Genomic DNA, 661 nt, shown 5'->3' with positions numbered 1-661 from the left:
CGCAGGCGCTGCATGATCGCATGGGCCTGGATACCGCCGTCGTGCATCGGGATGCTCGCGCAGCCCATCAGGTAGCTGTAGCCGCCCTGGTTCAGCACCTCGGCCAACTCGCCCCAGAGCACCGCGATGGTGCCGCCGTTGCGGTAGGCCGGGTCGACGCAGGTACGGCCGATTTCCAGGATCGGGCCTTGCAGGTGGAGCAGCCCGTGCAGGCTGAATTCTTCTTCGCTGTAGAAACGACCCAGGGTGCTGGCGGCCGCGTGGTCGAGCAAGCGGGTGGTCGCCACCAGGCGGCCAGTGTTCAAGTCCCGCACGCCGATGTGGCTGCAGTGAACATCATAGTCATCCATGTCCAGACCCTGTTCCGCACCTTTCAGCTTGGCGTTGAACTCGCCGCTGAACACGTTGAAACGCAGGGCCTGGGCTTCCTGCAATGCCGCTGCGCCAATCAGGCGTTCGGCTTGCAGACGGCGTTCATTGCCGGTGTCGCTGATGCGGGCGATCTGAGTCATGGCGAATCTCCGAGTGCCAGCCACTGTTCGGCCGGTCGACTTGTTTGTCCAAACTCAGGCTATGTAGGCTCGGTGTCATCTCCATGAAGTTCCGGTGACGGTTGGATGACAGGGGGCTTATCCGTTATTTCGGTGATGGCTACTTAGGG

General features: G+C 62.0%; 1 protein-coding gene. It reads right to left on the bottom strand.

All coding sequences use genetic code 11. The features are described from left to right. On the bottom strand, positions 1-512 hold a 512-nt coding region (locus HX803_RS30540; protein WP_178925812.1), incomplete at its 3' end, for a GNAT family N-acetyltransferase. Between the last annotated feature and the right edge of the window lie 149 nt (positions 513-661).

The organism is Pseudomonas sp. P7548 (genome assembly GCF_013386585.1).
GTDB lineage: Bacteria > Pseudomonadota > Gammaproteobacteria > Pseudomonadales > Pseudomonadaceae > Aquipseudomonas.
The sequence above is the reverse complement of the archived record's forward strand: the minus strand, read 5'-3'. Positions and strand labels throughout refer to the sequence as shown.